Origin of the sequence: Mesorhizobium atlanticum, from assembly GCF_003289965.1 — a bacterium.
Lineage (GTDB): Bacteria > Pseudomonadota > Alphaproteobacteria > Rhizobiales > Rhizobiaceae > Mesorhizobium > Mesorhizobium atlanticum.
This window is the reverse complement of the sequence record NZ_QMBQ01000003.1, coordinates 569,038-585,539: the sequence shown is the minus strand read 5'-3', so window position 1 is coordinate 585,539 and position 16,502 is coordinate 569,038. Positions and strand designations below refer to the sequence as shown.

16 protein-coding genes are annotated in these 16,502 nt (G+C 63.4%); 7 read left to right on the top strand and 9 right to left on the bottom strand.

What is annotated here, in order from left to right; genetic code table 11:
• The first annotated feature begins 2 nt into the window (after positions 1-2).
• Genes DPM35_RS12495 through DPM35_RS12480 form a run of 4 tightly spaced genes read left to right on the top strand, consistent with a single transcriptional unit; the run spans position 3 to position 4,053 of the window.
• Entirely contained in the window at positions 3-1,079 is a 1,077-nt protein-coding gene (locus tag DPM35_RS12495; protein ID WP_112127558.1) for a phosphoenolpyruvate carboxykinase (ATP), read from the top strand.
• The gene (locus DPM35_RS12490) at positions 1,076-1,816 is read left to right on the top strand and encodes a glycosyltransferase family 2 protein (protein ID WP_112127557.1); all 741 of its coding nucleotides are present in this window, start codon (positions 1,076-1,078) and stop codon (positions 1,814-1,816) included. The genes DPM35_RS12495 and DPM35_RS12490 overlap by 4 nt, the downstream gene beginning before the upstream one ends.
• Positions 1,817-2,551: a glycosyltransferase family 2 protein gene (locus DPM35_RS12485; protein ID WP_112127556.1), complete on the top strand. Its 735-nt coding sequence runs from the start codon at positions 1,817-1,819 to the stop codon at positions 2,549-2,551.
• Positions 2,548-4,053: a nucleotidyltransferase family protein gene (locus DPM35_RS12480; RefSeq protein WP_112127555.1), complete on the top strand. Its 1,506-nt coding sequence runs from the start codon at positions 2,548-2,550 to the stop codon at positions 4,051-4,053. The genes DPM35_RS12485 and DPM35_RS12480 overlap by 4 nt, the downstream gene beginning before the upstream one ends.
• 95 nt (positions 4,054-4,148) lie before the next feature.
• On the opposite strand, the gene DPM35_RS12475 is transcribed toward DPM35_RS12480, so the two are convergent.
• The 6 genes from DPM35_RS12475 to yajC form a co-directional block, all read right to left on the bottom strand.
• The gene (locus DPM35_RS12475) at positions 4,149-5,099 is read right to left on the bottom strand and encodes a sterol desaturase family protein (RefSeq protein WP_181591999.1); all 951 of its coding nucleotides are present in this window, start codon (positions 5,097-5,099) and stop codon (positions 4,149-4,151) included.
• The gene (locus DPM35_RS12470) at positions 5,099-5,524 is read right to left on the bottom strand and encodes a hypothetical protein (RefSeq protein WP_112127553.1); all 426 of its coding nucleotides are present in this window, start codon (positions 5,522-5,524) and stop codon (positions 5,099-5,101) included. Before DPM35_RS12470 ends, DPM35_RS12475 begins: the two co-directional genes overlap by 1 nt.
• A gap of 81 nt (positions 5,525-5,605) precedes the next feature.
• A complete protein-coding gene (locus DPM35_RS12465) occupies positions 5,606-6,472 on the bottom strand; it encodes a phytoene/squalene synthase family protein (RefSeq protein ID WP_425373355.1) in 867 nt (288 codons plus the stop codon).
• Positions 6,473-6,862 (bottom strand): Mth938-like domain-containing protein, encoded by a 390-nt coding sequence (locus DPM35_RS12460; RefSeq protein ID WP_112127552.1) that lies wholly within the window; start codon positions 6,860-6,862, stop codon positions 6,473-6,475. It abuts the gene before it with no gap.
• A gap of 157 nt (positions 6,863-7,019) precedes the next feature.
• Entirely contained in the window at positions 7,020-9,575 is a 2,556-nt protein-coding gene (secDF, locus tag DPM35_RS12450) for a protein translocase subunit SecDF (RefSeq protein ID WP_112127551.1), read from the bottom strand.
• A 56-nt stretch (positions 9,576-9,631) separates the two neighbouring features.
• Positions 9,632-9,970, bottom strand: a complete 339-nt coding sequence (gene yajC / locus DPM35_RS12445; RefSeq protein WP_041004168.1) for a preprotein translocase subunit YajC — start codon at positions 9,968-9,970, stop codon at positions 9,632-9,634.
• Positions 9,971-10,237: 267 nt separating this feature from the next.
• On the opposite strand from yajC, the gene DPM35_RS12440 reads away from it, so the two are divergent.
• On the top strand, positions 10,238-11,110 hold the full coding sequence (locus tag DPM35_RS12440; protein ID WP_112127550.1) for an ATP-binding protein: 873 nt from the start codon (positions 10,238-10,240) through the stop codon (positions 11,108-11,110).
• Positions 11,111-11,196: 86 nt separating this feature from the next.
• Here the strand turns inward: DPM35_RS12440 and DPM35_RS12435 are convergent, their stop codons facing one another.
• Positions 11,197-12,030, bottom strand: coding sequence for an AraC family transcriptional regulator (locus tag DPM35_RS12435; RefSeq protein ID WP_112127804.1), 834 nt, complete (start codon positions 12,028-12,030; stop codon positions 11,197-11,199).
• A gap of 112 nt (positions 12,031-12,142) precedes the next feature.
• Here DPM35_RS12435 and DPM35_RS12430 point away from each other — a divergent pair, with 112 nt between their 5' ends.
• Positions 12,143-13,033, top strand: a complete 891-nt coding sequence (locus tag DPM35_RS12430) for an NAD-dependent epimerase/dehydratase family protein (RefSeq protein ID WP_112127549.1) — start codon at positions 12,143-12,145, stop codon at positions 13,031-13,033.
• Between the two features lie 106 nt (positions 13,034-13,139).
• On the opposite strand, the gene DPM35_RS12425 is transcribed toward DPM35_RS12430, so the two are convergent.
• Entirely contained in the window at positions 13,140-14,672 is a 1,533-nt protein-coding gene (locus tag DPM35_RS12425) for a LysM peptidoglycan-binding domain-containing M23 family metallopeptidase (protein ID WP_112127548.1), read from the bottom strand.
• A gap of 383 nt (positions 14,673-15,055) precedes the next feature.
• Here DPM35_RS12425 and DPM35_RS12420 point away from each other — a divergent pair, with 383 nt between their 5' ends.
• Positions 15,056-15,772: an outer membrane protein gene (locus DPM35_RS12420; protein ID WP_112127547.1), complete on the top strand. Its 717-nt coding sequence runs from the start codon at positions 15,056-15,058 to the stop codon at positions 15,770-15,772.
• A gap of 69 nt (positions 15,773-15,841) precedes the next feature.
• Here the strand turns inward: DPM35_RS12420 and DPM35_RS12415 are convergent, their stop codons facing one another.
• Positions 15,842-16,495: a protein-L-isoaspartate(D-aspartate) O-methyltransferase gene (locus DPM35_RS12415; RefSeq protein WP_112127546.1), complete on the bottom strand. Its 654-nt coding sequence runs from the start codon at positions 16,493-16,495 to the stop codon at positions 15,842-15,844.
• Between the last annotated feature and the right edge of the window lie 7 nt (positions 16,496-16,502).

Below are 16,502 nucleotides of genomic sequence, written 5' to 3'. Positions count from 1 at the left end.
GAATGGTCCGAGCCGCCGTCGCTTCCCTCACGGCGCCTGCAGCATTCGTCCGCCGCGTCATTGCCGACGCGAGTTTCCGGTGGTCCGAATCCGGCGCTGAGCATTGCTTTCGCCTTGGCGGATTGACGCTGCGGCTGCGCACATGCGGAACCGCGCTCGATCCGGTCATCCTGCCGGTTCTACGCCATGCGCAAATAACGGAAGCCACCGCGGGAGACCCGTCGATCACTGTCTACGCCGTCTCGCATGAGGATGACGGCTTTTCGGCTCCGCCCACCGAATGGCCCTTTGAAGCCGACGAGGCCGACGCCGTCACCCGGACCGCGTGGGACACCGAGGCCGGTGTCGCGATCGTATCCGACGAGAGCCGTGGAATCTGGCACCTGCACGATCTGTCCACCGGCACCGGCGTTTATTGGGTCGGAACCGCTGCCCGGCTGCCGGTCTGGGAATATGGGTCGCCGCTGCGCCATCACATCCATTGGGGCGCGTTGGCGATCGGCCATGCGATGCTTCATTCCGCCGTTGTCGGCGAAGATGGCGTGGGCCTGATGCTTGCCGGTCCGGGAGGTTCCGGCAAATCGACGCTGACGGCTGCCGCGATTTCTTCGGGGATGCAGACCACGGGCGATGATTTCGTGCTGGTGTCGCAGTCTGGGGCAGACTGGCGGAGCCACTCGCTTTTCGACACCATGAAGCTCACTGGAATGGCGGAGACCCTCTTCAGCGGGCTTGCCGCGCAAGCGGTGAACCGGGACCGTCGCCCGGAAGAAAAGGCGCTTATCCCGATCAGCACGACGACAAAGGATGCGCTGGTCCCGCAAATAGCGGTGAAGGCTCTTGTCTCCTGCAAACTCACCGGCGAGGATGCTTCGGTAATCCGTCCCGCTTCACGGTTCGAGTTGATCCGTGCGCTCTCGCCGAGCACGTCGAAGATCTTGCGGACCGGTCACAAAGAGACATTCCAGCAGGTCGCCAGCCTGTCGCGATCGCTTCCCTGCCATGAGTTCCTGATCGGCAATGATCCGATGGAGGCGACAGCGGTGCTGCGAGGGTTCCTGCGGGAACTGACAGCATGAGCGACAGCCCAACGATCAGCGTCATCATGCCGGTGCGAAACGGCGAGAAATACATCGCCGAAGCCCTGAAAACCATACTCGACCAGGCGTGGCCGGTGCAGGAAATCCTGGTTGTCGACGACGGCTCGACCGATCGCTCACGCGAGATCGTCGAGTCCCTGGCCCCGCGTTTCCCGGCGATCCATGTCCTCGACGGACCGCGGCGCGGCCCGGGGCCTGCGCGAAATGTCGGCCTGCGGATCGCTGGCGGCGAGTTCATCGGCTTCCTGGATTGCGATGACCTCTGGCCGGCCGACAAGCTGTCGCTGCATCTCGCGCGCTTTGCCCGAACGCCTCATATGGATGTCGTTTCCGGCTTCGTCAGCTATTTCAACCGGCAGATGACGGATGCCCCCGCGCCCGATCCGGCGGCGACAACAGACGAACTCTTCCATGTTCATCTGGGTGCGACCCTCTATCGTCGGACAGTTTTCGACCGGGTCGGGATGTTCGACGAGAACTTCCTTTATTCCGAAGATGTCGACCTCATGCTCCGGATCCGCGAAGCCGATATACCGATGACGATCCTGAACGCGGTGACCCTGTGCTACCGCCGGCATCCGGAATCGATGACGAGCACTTACACGGCAGAGGAGAAGCGCGACTTCAACCGCGCCCTGATGCAGTCGCTCATGCGTAGGCGCAAGACCGGTAGCACCAGGCCCTTGCCTCCGTTCAAGCATCTGATGGAGGAGTGAGTGGGAACGCCGTTTTTCAGCGTCATCATTCCAGCGTGGAACGCCTCCGCCACGCTTCATGAGACGCTCGACAGCATCGCGGAGCAGAATGATCATTCGCCGCGGGAGGTCATCGTCGTCGATGACGGCTCGAGCGACCGCACGGTCGAGGTCGCTGAGCGCCATGCGTCGCATCCGCGCATAGTCAGGAAGGCTAATGGGGGAGCGCCGTCCGCGTTAAATGTCGGCATTAAGGCCGCCCAGGGCGCGGTTCTCGCGTTCCTCGATGCCGACGACCTCTGGATGCCCGACAAGCTGGCCCTGCAGTGGGCCGCGCTGGATTTGGATCCCTCGCTGGACGCCGTGCTGGGCCACAGTGAAACCTTCGAAAGCCCGGAATACCCCGCCGAAGCCTTTGTTTCTCTTCACTATAAGAAAGGCCGCTATCCGGGCTATCTCGCGAGTTCGCTTGCGGTGCGGCGAAGCGCTGTCGAGCGGCTCGGCGTCCTGTTCGATGAAGGCCTGCGCACTGGCTCCTTCATAGATTGGTACCGCAGGGCTATTGCCGGGGGTATGAAAATGACCATGCTGGACGAGACGGTTCATCGACGTCGTATTCGACCAGGCACGTTGTCCAGAAGGGTCGCAGTCACCGGCGGCGCACCGGCCGGCATGGCATCCGACTTTCTTGAAATCGCACGCCGGGCGATCATGGCCAAGAGGGCTGAGGACGATGGAGAAAAAGGGGCGCAATGAGGCCTCTCTGGTATCCGTCATTTGACCGCGCGTGGCCCGCTGGCGATCACGAGCGCCTGCTGCTGGCCGCTGTGCACCTCGATCCGGTGGGGGCCGAGAGGGAACTGCGCGCCTGGATCGGCACGCACGACCTGAACGACTGCACGTTCAGCGAGCAGCGGTTGATCCACGCCGCATGGAGCAGGCTTGGACCCGGTTTGAAGGATCTGCCGGATGCGCCGAGGCTTGCCGGGCTTCAACGGATGCTGTGGACGCGAACCATGCTTCTGATGAGAGAGTGCCAACCGGCATTCGCGGCGCTGGCTGTGGCGGACGTGCCGATGATGCTGATCAAGGGGGCCGCGCGTGCCGCTGATCCCGTTGGACGGGGTGGACGCTCGTTCCACGACCTCGATATCGTGGTCCCGCGGAACCGGCTGGGCGATGCTCTGGGCGTGTTTATCGAACTGGGCTGGGAGCCGTCGAGCGGTTCCAGCGCCATGCGCATGCTGACGCTGGCCGGACGGCTGCGAAGCGTCAATCTTCACAAGGGCCGCTACGGCGACATCGATCTTCACGGCTGCATCTTTCGTCCGGGCCAGGGCAGCCTCGGCGACGATGACCGGGTCTGGGCGCGGGCCAGGCCGGTGGAATTCAATTCGGTACCCTGCGGACTGCCGGTCCGGGAAGACCTGGCGGTGATCGCCATCGCAAATGGCGGTCTCGACGCCCATGCCAACAGCGACTGGCTGGTCGATCTGTCACGCCTCATCATTGAACCAGGTTTCGATTGGAAGCTGTTTTCCGACGAGGTTCTCGCCCGCGACATTGCGGTGCCGGCATTGATCGCGCTTGGCTGGTTGAAAGCGCGGGCAGGCTATGCGGTTGATGCAGAGGCGATGAGGCGCTTCGAGGCGGCCCTTCCGGGGCCGATGGCCGCGTGGATGGCATTCGTTCAAGCAAGGCCCAGGCAAAGCGAGACTCCCGCCGGTGCTGTCCTTCGTTGGCTTGCAAAGACGCGTCGCAAGTCGCTTGAACTGGCCGAGTCCGAACCACGCGGCGAGCAGAGGCCGAGACCGCGCCTGAAGACGAAATTCAGCAGGGGTTTGCCTGCTGGCCAAGGCGCGCTGCGCGCCGATCTGCCTCTCCCGGCTTCCGATCGCGCCGGCATTTTGCACTTGCACATGCGACTGCCGGCGCCGGTGAAATGGCGGCGTCTCGCCTTCGAGGTCAACAGCGACGCCGGGCATGTTGCCGCCTTTCATGTGCGCCCGAAGCTTCCGCGCACGGCAACCGCATTGGAGGTCTTTTGCGCCATCCAACTTGACACTCCCCCAAGCGCGACAAGGGTCTGGCTTGAAAGCCGGCCGCTGCGATCTTTGCGAATGCTGACTGAGGAAAACGCTGCGCGCTACGCCGCGCCCCGCTTCTGGCTGGTCAGCTCGGAATTCCGTCCCCACGCCCCTCCGGAGGCGCTCATCGACGGCAATTCACGCGAGGACCCCGCAAAGGGGACGCGATGAAGGCTCGCTGATGTTCTCGGAGGCATGGATCGGCCCGGCTTGGTGTCACCGAAGATGGTATCGTGCCCCAGGCGGCAGCGCCTTCCTCGCGATGACTACTCGGCCGGCTCGGCACGCGCTGGCGGCAAACCCGGCTTGCCTGCCTGGGAGGGATTTCGCCTGACATAGGCTGCCTTCAGCGTTTCCGACGTGTCGCGCGAGCCATCATGGCTCCAGCCTGGCGGCTGGATGAGATAATTGAGGCGCTGGCCGGGCGTCAGCGCCGGCGCCAGCGCATCCTTGAACATGCCGATCCATTCGTGGAAGGCCACTTTCAGCGGATTGAAGGTGCCGATGTTCTTGACGATGCCGTAGCGCGGCCGGTCTTCCTCCAGTTCCTCGACAAAGGTGCCGAACATGCGATCCCAAATGATCAGCGTGCCGGCATAATTGGCGTCGAGATAGCGCGGATTGGTGGCGTGGTGGACGCGGTGGTGCGAGGGCGTGTTGAAGATGAACTCGAACCAGCCCCACATCTTGCCGATCGTCTCGGTGTGGATCCAGAACTGCCAGACGAGGTTGAAGCCGAAGACGAAGGCGATCACCGCCGGATGGAAGCCGGCGAGCACGAGCGGCGCCTGCAGGATGAAGGTGAAGGTGAACAGGCCGGTCCAGCTCTGCCTCAGCGCCGTCGAGAGATTGTAATGCTGGCTGGAATGATGGTTGACATGCTCGGCCCACACCCAGCGCACCCGGTGCGCGATGCGGTGATAGACATAATAGCGCAAGTCATCGAGCAGGAAGGCAGCGATGAACACCCAGATCGAGAGGCCGAGATTGAAGAAGCGGAACTGCCACAGCCACAGCAGCGCCCAGTAGGACACGACGCCGAGCAGCAGGCCGGCGACGACATTGCCGGTTCCCATCATCAGGCTGGTCAACGTGTCGCGCGTCTCGAACGCCCCCTTGGCGCGGCCGGTGCGCACCAGCCAAAGCTCGATCAGGATCGCCCCGACGAAGAAGGGGATCGCAAGCTGGGTGACCTGCGGGAAATTATACTGTTCCATCACGCCGCCTCCCGGATCCGATCGTTATTCTGCAAGGTCGCCACCAGGGCTCGCGCATCGGCTTCGCCGGCAAAGACGAACCTACCGCCCTTCCAGGTGAAATCGTTGATCCGCAGCGACACCACATTCCCTTCCCTCGTCAGCGCCAGAATGTCGGGCGGCGTGACGATGCGCGTGAGAAAACAATCGCCGATGCTCTGGACAATGCCGCAGCGTTGCGGGCCGAGGTCGAGAAACGCGGCATGATTGTCGGCGGTCAGCCGCACAGCTCCAGGCTTCTCATCGGGAAAATCCTCGGCAAAGCGTGCGAGCGCCTGATCATCGCCGGCAAGCGTCGCGGTTGTCGTGCCGCCGGTGAAATGCACGGCCGCGACCGACAACGCGATGCCGAACACGACGAGGACGACCAGGACTGGCAGGCTCATGGAAACGCGGCTCCTCCGGTGGCCCGCATTTCTTTGACGCGGGTCCACGCGACAGAACCCGTAGCACGATTGACGTTTACGTCAAAGGGGCCTCCAACCCCCCGTCGCATGACGCAGGAGCAGCCAGTGCCGGCGCAGAACGGAAAGCGGCACTGTTGCAGTGAGCGGCGACCCGCCCGCCCCCTTCATCTTGTCGAGATAGGCGCGTGTCAGCGCCAACGGCAGGAAGGCCGGCCGCAACGAAACGGGAAGCGCCGCCGCACCTTTCTCGAACGCGTTGAGATGCTCCCGCGCCAGCGCGATCATCGCCGCAACCGCGCGCTCGGCGGCAGCCCCGCCCTCTCCCTTGATGAACTCTTCCGGCGTCGTACCGGCTGCCGCGAGGATATCTGCGGGCACGAAGCACTGGCCGCGCTGGCGGTGCAGCGGCAGCAGAAGCAGCAGACCGGTGATGGCCTGGGCGCAACCGGCTCGTCCCGCCAGTTCGGCAAAGCCCGGCGCGGCGACCGGATCAAGCACCATGGCCGCAAGCTGGATCAGTGCTGCGGCCGTTTCGCCGCAATAGCCCTCGAGGTCGGTCCGCGACGGCATTGGATCGTCATAGAGATCGAAGATCCGCGCTTCGAGCATGTTCTCGAAAGCAGCCTTCGGAAGATGGTGAGCGGCGATCGTCGCGCGCAACGCATCGGCGGTCGGGTGGCCCGTCTCCGCGTCCGCCTCGGCCGCGTTGACGTCGCGCCACCATTGCAGCCTGACCTCGCCCGGCAGCGGCTCGTGGATGCGATCGCGCACGCCGGCGATCTCGGCATTGAAGGCGTAGAGCGCAAGCAGCGCGCCGCGCTTGTCGGCCGGCGCGTAGAGCGCCGACAAATAGCGGTCATGGTCGGCGGCGCGCACCGTATCCATGACGATGTCGGCGTTCTTGACGATGTCGGGCGTGCCGGCCATTCAATCGACGGCGATCAGCGCGGCGGCCACGGCGCGGTCTTCAGCCAGTAGAACGTTGTAGGTCCGCACCGCCGCGCCCGTCGACATCGGGTCGGCGGAGATTCCGGCCTCCTTGAGCGCGGCGCGCAGCGCCGCCGGCAGCGGCCGCAAATCCTTGCCCATGCCGACCAGCAGTATCTCCACCTTGCCGGCCTCAGCGAACAATTTGTCGAAGTCCGAGGCCTTCAGCGCCAGCGGATCGGCGGGTTCCCAGCCATGGATGCCCGACGGCAGGACGAGCAGAGATCCGCGATGCGACATGTCCGCGAAGCGGAAGCCGCCATTGCCATAGGCCTCGATCGGCGCCTTGCCCGGAAAATGCGCCTCGCGGATGATGATGCCTTTGGCCATGGATCTTGAGCGTAACTCATCCGGCTCTAGAGCATGATCCCGAACCGGAGGTCAGCGCACGCAAAAAGTGGGAACCGGTTTTCGGAAAAGATCATGCTCCAACAAAAGGTTAGATCAGGAGGACGTTTCAACGAAACGTCATCCTGATCCGGCAGCGTCAGGTCGTCAGGGCCTTGCCATTCACCGGCTTCTTCTCCTCTTCGGTCGTGGCCTGCGGCCGCAACCGGAACAGGATCAGCAGCGGTGCGGCGATGAAGATCGACGAGTAGGTGCCGAACACCACGCCGAACAGCATGGCCATGGTGAACGAACGGATCACTTCGCCGCCGAACAACACCAGCGCCAGCAGCGCCAGGATCGTCGTAACCGAGGTCAGCGTGGTTCTCGACAGCGTCTCGTTGATGGCGTTGTTCAGGAGCTGCGGCAGCGGCATCTTCTTGTATTTTCGAAGATCCTCGCGGACACGGTCATAGACCACGATCGTGTCGTTCAGCGAATAACCGATAATGGTCAGGATCGCCGCCAGCGACGACTGGTTGAACTCCAGCCCGGTCAGGACGAAGAAGCCGATCGTCATGACCACGTCGTGCACCGTGGCGATGATGGCACCGACCGCAAACTGCCATTCGAAACGGAACCAGACATAGAGCAGGATGCCGACCAGCGCGATCAGCATGGCGATCGTGCCCTGCTTGGCGAGCTCGCCGGAAACCGTCGGTCCCACCACCTCGACGCGGCGGAAATCATACTGGTCCTGCAGCTCGCCCCGCACCTTGTCGATGACGGTCTGCTCGGCATTCTCGCCGGCGTCCTGCGTGCCGACGCGGATCAGCACGTCGTTCGGCGCGCCGAACTGCTGCACCTGGATCTCGCCGATATTGAGCTCGGACAGCCTGTTGCGGATGTCGCCGAGATCGGCGTTGCCCTGCTTCGCCTGCACCTCGATCATCGAGCCGCCCTTGAAGTCGATGCCGTAATTGATGTCGATGGTCAGGAACCCGACGACCGAAAGGATCGACAGCAGGCTGGACAGAGCGAAGGTCCAGCGGCGGATGCCCATGAACGGGATCTTGGTGCCCGGCGGAATGAAGGTGACCGGCGCGCGCGGCAGTTCCTTCGGGCGGGCGCGGCGCAGCCAGATCGACACCAGCATGCGCGTGAAGGTGAAAGCGGTGAAGACCGTGGTCAGGATACCGATCGCATAGGTGATGGCGAAGCCCTTGACCGGCCCGGTGCCAAGAAAGAACAGCACCACGGTGGCGATCAGCGAGGTGACGTTGGAATCGACGATGGTCGCCAGCGCCTTGGAGAAGCCGGTATCGATCGACTGGATCACCGAGCGGCCGTTTCGTCGCTCCTCGCGGATGCGTTCATAGATCAGAACGTTCGAGTCCACCGCCATGCCGATGGTGAGCACGATACCTGCGATGCCAGGCAGAGTGAGCGTGGCGCCCAGCAGCGACAGCAGCGCCACGATCATCGCCACGTGGACAGCGAGCGCGATGTTGGCGAGGAAGCCAAGGAAGCCGTAGGCGACGAACATGAAGGCGACGACGAGGACCGAGCCGATCAAACCGGCAACCTTACCGGCATGGATCGAGTCCTGGCCGAGGCCCGGACCGACAGTGCGCTCCTCGATCACCGTCAGCGTTGCCGGCAGCGCGCCGGCGCGCAGCAGCACGGCAAGGTCGTTGGCGCTCTGCGGCGTGAAATTGCCCGAAATCTGTCCGGTACCGCCGAGGATCGGCTCACGGATCTGCGGCGCCGAAATCACCTGGTTGTCGAGGACGATGGCGAACAGCTTGCCGACATTCTGCGCCGTCGCCTGGCCGAAGCGGGTCGCGCCCTTGGAATCGAAACGGAACGAAACGACGGGCTCGTTGGTCTGCGAATTGTAGGTCGCCTGCGCGTCGACCAGATTTTCGCCGGAAACGATGACGCGGTTCTCGATCAGATAGGGAACCGGCGGATCGTCTTGCGAATAGAGGATCGAGGAGCCGGCCGGCGGACGGCCCTTCAGCGCATCCTGCACCGGCATCGACTGATCGACCATCTGGAAGGTCAGCTTCGCAGTCTGGCCGAGGATTTCCTTCAGCCGCTGCGGATCCTGCAGGCCCGGCACCTGCACCAGGATGCGGTCATCGCCCTGGCGCTGCACGATCGGCTCGGTGGTGCCGAGCTCATTGACGCGCCGTTCGACCACTTCAATGGACTGCGTCAGCGCCGTCGACGTGCGGTATTTGAGGCCGGCGTCGGTGACGGTGAATTTGAGCAGGCCCGGCTCGGAATCGTCCAGCGCCATTTCCTGGATCGAGCCGCCCGAGAACAGGCCGGCGGCCACTGGATCGGTCAACGGCTTCAAGACCTTCTTGGCCTGGTCGATCTGGGCCGGGTCCGTGATGCGCACCTGCACGGTGCGGCCGGAGCCGGAGAGCCCGGTATAGTTGATCTTCGGGTTGGCGTCGCGCAGCAGCGTCCGGATCTCGTCGCGCGTCGTCTCCATCCTGTCCTTGATCAGATCGTTCTGATTCATCTCGAGCAGGATGTGCGAACCGCCCTGAAGGTCGAGGCCGAGCGTCATCTGCCGCTTCGGCACCCAGCTCGGCAATTGCGCCAGCATGCTTGCCGGGAAGAGATTGGGCGCGGCGAGGATCACTGTGATGGCCACGGCGAGCCAGATCAGGATCATCTTCAGGCGCGAGAAATAAAGCATTCGTTCTTATCCGTTCAGGCGTACAAGCGGCAGCGTTCCGCCATCGAGGGTTGGGGTTACTTCTTGGCGTTCTGGTTCGCCACCGGCTCGCCCTTGACGCGCACGTCCGAAATCGTCGAGCGCAGCGCCGTCACCTTGGTTCCGCCGCCAAGGTCGATCTCCAGCTCATTGTCGTCGATCACCTTGGTCACCTTGCCGACGAAGCCGCCGCCGGTCACCACCGTATCGCCGCGGCGCACCGCCGAAAGCATTTCCTGGCGCTTCTTCAGCTGCGCGCGCTGCGGGCGGATGATCAGAAAATACATGATCACGAAAATCAGGACAAACGGCAAAATCGAGATGAACATGTCTGGCGAAGCGCCGACGCCCTGGGCGTATGCCGGTGTAACGAACATCAAGAAACTCCTGGATGGTGAAATTCCGCCGCGGCCGCCCCGCGAAAATTTGGCCGGAATATAGTCGGTAAACTTGCCAATGCAACTGCGCTGCGAGCCCAATCCGTTGCTTTTCCAGCCGTTTGCGGCGTGCTAGAGCGTCGCAGCGGAAGCCGCTTCGAGGCCACCGAAAAGATCATGCTCCAACAAAAGCTTGGGCGTGGTTCTTGCAGCGATGTCATGGAAGCTGCTCCCACACGCTGAAATGCCTCAACAAAAAGACCCAAAATGACCGACAGCCTGGACGCCTTGAACAAGAAGCTCGACCGCCTGATCGAGGCGGTGTCCCGCCTCGCCCCGCCGCCGGTGCCCCAGACCGATCTCGGCATCGCGGACTGTTTCGTCTGGCAGGCTGATGCCGGTTTCCTGGAACCGGTGCGCAAGGTCAACCGTGTCGACATCGGCCTGATCCGCGGTGTCGACCGCGTGCGCGACATCCTGCTCGACAACACCGAACGCTTCGCGTCCGGCTACGCGGCCAACAATGTGCTGTTGTGGGGCGCGCGCGGCATGGGCAAGTCGTCGCTGGTCAAGGCCGTGCATGCCACCGTCAACGCTTCGGACAAACTCGACAAGCCTCTGAAGCTGATCGAGATCCACCGCGAGGACATCGACACGCTGCCCAAGCTGATGGGTCTCCTGAAGGCGGCTCCCTATCGCTTCATCCTGTTTTGCGACGACCTCTCCTTCGACCATGACGACACCTCGTACAAGTCACTGAAGGCGGCGCTCGAAGGCGGCGTCGAGGGCCGGCCGGGCAATGTCATTTTCTACGCCACGTCCAACCGCCGGCATCTCTTGCCGCGCGACATGATCGACAATGAGCGGTCGACCGCGATCAATCCGTCGGAAGCGGTTGAGGAAAAAGTCTCGCTGTCCGACCGTTTCGGCCTATGGCTCGGCTTCCACAAATGCTCGCAGGATGAATATCTCGACATGATCGACGGCTATGTCCGCTATCACGACCTGGTCATCGATCCCGAGCAATTGCGAGCGGAAGCGCTGGAATGGGCAACGACGCGCGGCAGCCGTTCCGGCCGTGTTGCCTGGCAGTTCACGCAGGACCTCGCCGGCCGGCTCGGCAAACCGCTGAAAGATTGAATGTCACCTAGAGCGGTTCACCGTTTCACCGAAACGGCGAACCGCTCTATCTCTTTGTTTTTACGCAATTCCGGACGGAAAACCGCTCACACTTTTCCTGGAATTGCTCTAGGCGGCTGCGCCCGTCGCCAGTCGCGTGGCGTCTGGCCGATCTCGCGGCGCATCCAATGCGCCAGGTGTGACTGGTGCGCAAAGCCCGTCAATGCAGCAACCTCGCTCGTGCTGAGATCGCCGCGTCGCAGGAGGACGCACGCCCTTTCCACGCGGCGCCGCAACACATAGCGATGCAAGGTGACGCCCATCGCAGCCTTGAACCAGGTGCGCAGATGCGAGCTGCTCGCGCCGGCGACCCGGCTCAGACGATCGATCGAAAGCGGCTCATGGAGAGCGGTCTCGATGTGTTCGAGGACACGCTTGAGCTGCGCGTCCGAAAGCCGGTTCACGCGAATTAGGTCCGGGCCATCGAGGCCAAGCAGCCTCACCGCAAGCGCGGCGCCGATGCTGTCGGCAAACAAGGGGCCGCTTGGCGCGCCCGCGGCCAGGTCGCTCTGCAATGCGCGGGCGAGATGCTCGATGCGCTGGTCACGAAGCAGATGGCGGGTGTCGAACCGCGATGTCCGCGCCTTGCCGCCAAGTTCCGCGGCGACCCTTTCCATCAGGGCCGGCGGCAAGACGATCTCCATCGTCTCGAACGGCGTTTCGGCTTCGAAGCCGCCCTCCTCGCCGGCCGGCACCAGGTCGATATCGCCGGCGCGCCTGACGAAATATCGCCCGGCCTGATTGCAGTAGGAGCGCGTCGCAGCACTCGCATGCACCATGATGCGATGGTGCGGCGCCCGGGGCAGCCGATGGACGCCTGCCCCGACATGTCGGGAAACCATCGTCACGTCGGACGAGGCCGGAGCGAATTGCGAAAGCATGCTCTCTCGATTCATGGCAAAACCTGTTCAAGATTTGGCAATTCCCGCGCGATTTTCAACGCCGCAACCCTGTACTCCCGCCTCTCCTTCAAAACATGGAAGAGAGGTTGCCATGAGTTCGTATGTTGTTGTCGGCGCGGGTCCGGTTGGACGCGAGACGGCTCGCCTTCTTGGCGAAGAAGGCCATGATGTCATCCTGACCAGCCGAAGCGTCGGTTCGAACGCGTTGCGGAACGTGCGGTCGATACAGGCCGACGCCACGGATGCCTCGGCGCTGTCGCGTGTCTGCCGCGGCGCCGATGCCGTGTTCATGTGTGCGATGGCCACATATAATCGCTGGCCAACCGACTTTTTCCCCATAATCGACGGCACCGTGCAGGCGGCGGAAGCGGTCGGCGCCAAGCTCATCGTGCTCGGGAACCTCTATGGTTACGGCAAAAATGGCGAAAGCCCGCTTCGCTCCGACATGCCGCTGGACCCGAATTCGAAGAAGGGAACCGCAAGGACGATCATGTGGCAGCGGGCGGTCCGCGCCGGTGTACCGGCGATCGAGATACGCTCCAGCGACTATCTCGGACACGGCGCGATCAGTTACTTCTCGTTGATCGCCCTGCCCTCGATCATCGAGGACAAACCTATCGCCTTCATTGGCGACCTTGACGCCACTCATGCCTGGAGCTTCACCAAGGACGTCGCCAGGACGCTCGTCGCGGCGTCCCGCTACACGGGCGAATGGGGACGGGCGTTTCATGTCCCCTCGCAACACGCCTCGCCCAGCGAGCTCATCCGCAAAACCGCGGCGATGCTCGGCCGGGAGGTTGTCGAGACGCACTCCTATTCCATCCCCGAGATGGAAGCGCTGGGCATGCATGAGTTGATCGAGATGAGATATCTCTTCGAGACCCCTTTGCTCGTCGATTCCTCCGATGCGGAGACGCTTCTGGGCGTGAAGGTCAGCAGCCTTGAAGAGATGATCGCCGACACGCTTCAGGATCATCTTTGAGCCCAGTGCAAGGCATCATTCGCAACTGAAAAAGCCCGCTCCTTGCGGAACGGGCTGAAGACGGCGGGCCGGACTGGAGGTCAGGCGGCCCGCAATTGTTCTTGTTCTATTCGAGATAGCCGGACGGATCGACCGGGGCCGAGTTCTTGCGCACTTCGAAGTGCAGCTTGGGCGAGTCGGTGGTGCCGCTCATGCCGGACAGCGCGATCTCCTGGCCGCGCTTGACCTTCTGGCCGCGCTGCACCTCGATCGAGCTTGCATGGCCGTAGACGGTGACCAGGCCGTTCTCATGCCGCACCAGCACGGTGTTGCCGAACTCCTTGAGGCCGTCGCCGGCATAGATGACGACGCCGTTCTCGGCCGCCTTGATCGGCGTTCCCTCCGGCACGGCGATGTCGACGCCGTCCTTGCCGGCGCCAAAGCTGGAGATCACGCGGCCGCGCACCGGCCAGCGCATCTTGCCGATGCCGGTCGCATCGGGCGCCTCCGCATTGTCGTCCTCGGCCTGCTGGATGACCTTGGCGTCCTTCTTCGGCGGCGTGTAGGAGGCGAGCGTCTCGGTGGTCTTGGCCGCAGGCGGCGTCGTTGCGGTCGTCACCGGATCGACCGTGGGCTTGGCGGCGGTGGCCGCCGGCTTGGCAGCCGCCACGACGGTGCCGCCGGCCGGGACCTTGAGCGTCTGGCCGATCTTGAGCAGCCCGGCCTGCATTCCGTTGGCCTGCTTCAGCGCGACGACGCTGACTCCGGTCTTCCTGGCGATCGACGAGAGCGAGTCGCCCTGCTGGACAGTATAGGTGCCTCCGGCGCCGGCAGGCTTCGCCTCGGCCACCTGCGTCGCGGGCTTGGGGTTCTTGGAACCCGCGGCCGCAGCCGATGCGTCGACCTGAGCGGCCGACTTGCCATCCTTGACCTTGGGCTGCTGCGGCAGAACGGCGACCTTCTCCGGAGCGCGGGCAGGCTGCTTCGGCGCATTCGCCGGTTTGCCTTCGGCGACCTTCGGCTCCGCCTTGCTCGAATAGGCGTAAGCGGGGATGACGATCTTCTGGCCTGACCGGATGCCCTTCTTCGGATCGATCCCGTTGACCTTGGCGATGGCGTCGGCCGGCACGTGGTAATGCGCCGCCAGACCCGAAAGCGTCTCGCCGTCCCTGACGACGATCTCGGTCGCATGCGGCGCAGCACTTGCGTTGCGCACGGCATCGGGTTCGGCCGTCTTGAAGGGCTTTGCGGCCGGCGCGACAGTGCCGGTGGCCGTCCTGTCGAGATGCGGCGCGGGAGCAAGCGCCGGAGCCGGCGCGAGAGCGGGAGCCGAAGCGCTACGCATCGGCTTTGCCGTAGCCGGCGCCGAGGGCGGCGGCAATTGCTGGGTCGTGACCGGCTCGAGGCTGGAGCGGCTCACCGACTGGGTGTGCGTGCCATCGACCGGCGCAGGCGCGACCGTGTCGCCCGGATAGGGCTGGTCGACATTCTGCTTGTTGATGATGGCGCGTTGGTTGTTGGTGGATGACGTGAAGACATCATCGACACCGTTGAAGCGCATCGACTGGGAACTGCACCCGGCCGCCGCGCCGGCAATCATCAGGACAGCGCAACCGCGCGCCAGATTGCGTCTGTTTGCTTTCAAGTGATTGAATTGCATCGCACTAACCCGCACAGACCCGGTACAAACTGGCCCTGATTAAAGCGCGTTAATGTTACTGCCGGGTTAACCCCTTAGAATCCGACGAAAATTTTCTTAAAACATTGGAGGAAATTTTGGCGGGGTCGAACCCGGGGCGACGGCGACGCGGACATACCGGTTTTCCGGCGGGTCTGCAGCTGGTTTTCGGGGCCGCCGACTTCGTGTCATTGCCGGGCCGAGAACAATTTCAAATCCCCGAGCATCGAAGCGGTCGGCCCCAGCCAACGCAGTCTCCTCTCCAAGTATAGCTTGGATTCAAATATTCCGGACTGTTGCCGCAACGTCACAGGATTTCCGGATCGAGTTCCGGTAGCGTCGGGGCACCTTGGGAGGGTGCTTCAATGAAACGTTTTTTCGTCGCCGCGGCGTTTGCCGCTGCTTTGGGCGCCGTCGCGCCTGCGTCCGCCGCCGATCTCACCGAAACGCCTGTCGCCGCGAGCTATGACTGGAGCGGCGTCTACATCGGCGCCAATGGCGGCTGGGGATCGAGCCGCTCCTGCTGGGAAGGTGTCTTCGGCAGCGAAGGCTGCCATAGCGCCACCGGGGGCACAGCCGGCGCGCAAATCGGCTATCGCTGGCAGCGCGACAATTGGGTGCTCGGCTTGGAAGCGCAAGGCGACTGGGCTGATCTGAAGGGCTCCAATGACAGTACTGTTTTTCCGATTCCGTTTTTCACCGACCGGTCCCGCGTGAAGTGGTATGGCTTGCTGACGGCCCAGATCGGATACAGCGTCAGCAATGCCCTCTTTTACGTCAAAGGCGGCGCGGCCGCGACCGGCAACCATTTCGACGTCTATACCGGGTCGGCCTTTCCTCCCCCCGCTACGCTTGCTGGAAAGACAGGAGATCAGACCCGGTGGGGCGGTGCCCTGGGCGCCGGTCTTGAATATGGTATCACGCCGAACTGGTCACTCGCAGTCGAGTATGACCACCTGTTCATGCCCGACGAGACCGCCACGTTCACGACGGTCCCTGGTGGCGGACTTTTCAGCAGGGAAAAGATCAGCCAGGACGTCGACCTAATTGGTTTACATCTGAATTATCACTGGAACGGGTGACTGCCGATCACGGGGCGCTGCATGGCCTAAGCCCTCTTGCCCCTCGGAAAGCTGCTCAGACTGGAACGGCTAGATCACTGCGGCGACGCTGCGCAGGATCGGTTGCAGCCTGACCATGCCGATGTCCTCGCGCTCGAAGCGGCTGCCGACCTTGGTGAGCTTGGCCAGCACCTGCTCGCCCTCCTCCGGGCCGATCGGCGCGATGACGATGCCGCCGCTCGACAATTGGTCGAGCAGGAAGCGCGGCAGGCTGTCGAAGGCCGCCCAGGCGACGATGCGATCGAACGGCCCCTCATTGGGCAGCCCGTTGGAGCCGTCGGCCTGGCGGACGATAATGTTGCTGATGGCAAGTGCCTCGAAGCGCTGCTTTGCCTGCTCGGTCAGCGTCTTGTAGCGGTCGATCGTGATGACACGCGCGGCGAGCCTCGACATGACCGCAGCCGTGTAGCCCGAACCAGTGCCGATCTCGAGCACGCGGTTGCCCGGCTCGATGTGGAGCGCTGCGATCACGGCTGCCTGCAGATCGGCGCCCTCGATCGCCTCGCCGCATTCGATCGGCAGCATGCCGTCCGACCAGGCAAGCGCGTGGAACTGGGCCGACAGGAAACCGCGGCGCGGCGTCGCCTCGAAGGCGGCGACCAGCGCCTTAGGCGCCGTGCCCCTGCCCCGCAGCCTGAGCAGGAAAGCGGCAAACCCTTCGCGGTCGTCGATAGCCGTGTTCATGCCAAAA